Genomic DNA, 2221 nt, shown 5'->3' on the forward strand with positions numbered 1-2221 from the left:
TCGGTCGTTAACTGCTCGTGCTTGGGCGCAACTTTAATTGTTGGGTTTGGTATAAAATAATAGAGAGAATAACAATGACAACACTAAATAATAAAGTCGCGATTGTAACCGGATCATCAAAAGGCATCGGCGCACAGATCGCCATGCTACTCGCAGAATCAGGGGCCAAGACCGTTATTAACTATGCAAGCGATGACGCAGCGGCCAATGATATCGTCAGTCAGATTAAAGCGGCAGGTGGTGAAGCCATCGCCATTCAAGCAGATGTTAGCGATACTCAGCAAGTCGCTATGCTGTTTGACACCACCATCAGTGAGTTTGGCAAACCAGATATTTTGGTCAATAGCGCAGGCATGATGATTAACAAACCCATTGCAGAGACCACTGACGAAGACTTTGATCGTACCTTTGCCGTCAATGCAAAAGGCACATTTAATACACTTCGTGAAGCGGCGGCTAAGCTTAATGACGGCGGCCGTATCGTCAACCTATCTAGTACCACCACTCGTATGATGCTACCCACTTATGGCACTTATTGCGCGACCAAAGGCGCAGTCGAGCAGCTGACCCGAGTCTTTGCCAAAGAGATTGGCGAGCGAGGAATCACGGTCAACGCTGTGTCACCCGGCCCAACAGATACCGAGCTATTCAATCAAGGAAAATCGGACGAAACCATCGAAAAGCTCGCCAACATGTCAGCGTTCAACCGTATTGGTGAACCAGTTGACATCGCCCGTGTCGTATTATTTTTGGTGAGTGAGGAAGCAGCTTGGGTGACTGGGCAAAATATCGGTGCTAACGGCGGCGTGGCTTAACCAATTGCTGCCATAAAGCTGAAAACCAGACCAGCATCACACCACCAAATAAGAAGCCTGTCTTAATGACGAGCTTTTTTTATCTATTTAGCTGATAAATCACCTTTCCGATAAGGTGATGCGCCTCTACCCAGCCCATCGCTGCTTCGCTAGTGCTGGCAATATGATTATCGCCTTTTAGACGCAGGCGCGTGATGTGGTGCTTTTGTGGTCGCCTGTTTGTGCTTTTGGATGCCAGACCGTACTCTAGCTGAGTTATTCGCTTGATAATATGACCATATTTTGGATGGTTTACGGCGACAATATCGCCTACTTTTAGTGTTAATTTATCAGCTAATAAACGCTTGACAGATAGACGAGACAGATATTTATTTGAATCAGTCAATACAGCAGAGGATGGCGTTAAATAAGCATGCCGACACAGCAATACAAAAGCACCCGACTCAAGGGTCGGGTGCATGCTATTACCAATGACTGTCATGATTTTAAGTTTCATTCAATCGTGTTTTAAGCTGCTATTGAGGACACACCTTAGCCTAGCCTAATTTAGGATAAACCGTTTCTACTTTTGGCTCATATGGGCAGACAGCACGGTATGTTTCTACGCCCTTTGAATCCCAAAATGTCTCTGCAAACTCATTGACCAAATCAACCAGTTTTTTGGCAGATTCTACATCGATGTTTTGTTTAGCCGCAGATCCTGCCAACATGATGCTGTGCGTCAATGTATGGATGTTTGGATACTTCTCTAACAGCTCACCTTTGAAGTAATCACCCCAAATAATACGTACTTCATGCTTAACAGATTCAGCATGCTTTTCTTTATCTGACACCAAACGTACCAGCTTGGCTTGATCCGCAGGGCTGTCTGACAAACCGTCAATCTGATGACAGTAGCGTAGTACACTCAACGCAAAAATTTGCGCTGGTGTGCTGTCATAGATACCACAAGGGATATCGCAGTGAGCAGAAACTTGAGCACCATCGAGCTTTGTAAGTAGATCATATAACATAATAAACGTCCTCATTCTCTTATTATTGTAAGAGCTGGCTTATTTGTCTTTTTTCTTGCTAAATTGACGGTATGCAATAAACACAGCAAACGCAACGGCAGCAGCAATAGCGCCATAAAACAGTACATGTACAAGCATGGACTCGTTAGCGCCATGATCGTGTCCTGGATGAGCCATCGCGCTGCTACTCATAAATAGCAAAGACAAAACGGCCATGATAGGCGCTAAAACTGTTTGACCGATATTTTTTGTATTCATAGTTTTATCCATAAGATTGTATGTGTGATTGGGAAGTAAGGTTGTACAGCCATTATTATGGAGCAAATATCAGTAGCATTTCAATAATAATTGGCACCCATCTCATACGCTTCGACTTTAATCTATCATAGCGCA

The 2221-nt window shown here is 44.3% G+C and carries 4 protein-coding genes; 1 reads left to right on the forward strand and 3 read right to left on the reverse strand.

Annotated elements, in window-relative coordinates:
* Positions 1 to 74: 74 nt before the first annotated feature.
* Positions 75 to 815, forward strand: coding sequence for an SDR family oxidoreductase (locus L0J61_RS10575; protein WP_301466400.1), 741 nt, complete (start codon positions 75 to 77; stop codon positions 813 to 815).
* A 79-nt stretch (positions 816 to 894) separates the two neighbouring features.
* Here L0J61_RS10575 and L0J61_RS10580 read toward each other — a convergent pair whose 3' ends face one another.
* The 3 genes from L0J61_RS10580 to L0J61_RS10590 are packed head-to-tail and all read right to left on the reverse strand — an operon-like array spanning position 895 to position 2086.
* Complete coding sequence (locus tag L0J61_RS10580; RefSeq protein ID WP_301466401.1) at positions 895 to 1311, reverse strand: S24/S26 family peptidase; 417 nt, start codon at positions 1309 to 1311, stop codon at positions 895 to 897.
* A 40-nt stretch (positions 1312 to 1351) separates the two neighbouring features.
* Positions 1352 to 1828: a superoxide dismutase, Ni gene (gene sodN, locus L0J61_RS10585; protein ID WP_301466402.1), complete on the reverse strand. Its 477-nt coding sequence runs from the start codon at positions 1826 to 1828 to the stop codon at positions 1352 to 1354.
* 39 nt (positions 1829 to 1867) lie between these two features.
* Positions 1868 to 2086 (reverse strand): hypothetical protein, encoded by a 219-nt coding sequence (locus L0J61_RS10590; RefSeq protein WP_301466403.1) that lies wholly within the window; start codon positions 2084 to 2086, stop codon positions 1868 to 1870.
* Between the last annotated feature and the right edge of the window lie 135 nt (positions 2087 to 2221).

Origin of the sequence: Psychrobacter sp. (assembly GCF_030457785.1) — a bacterium.
In the GTDB taxonomy this organism is placed as follows: Bacteria; Pseudomonadota; Gammaproteobacteria; order Pseudomonadales; family Moraxellaceae; genus Psychrobacter.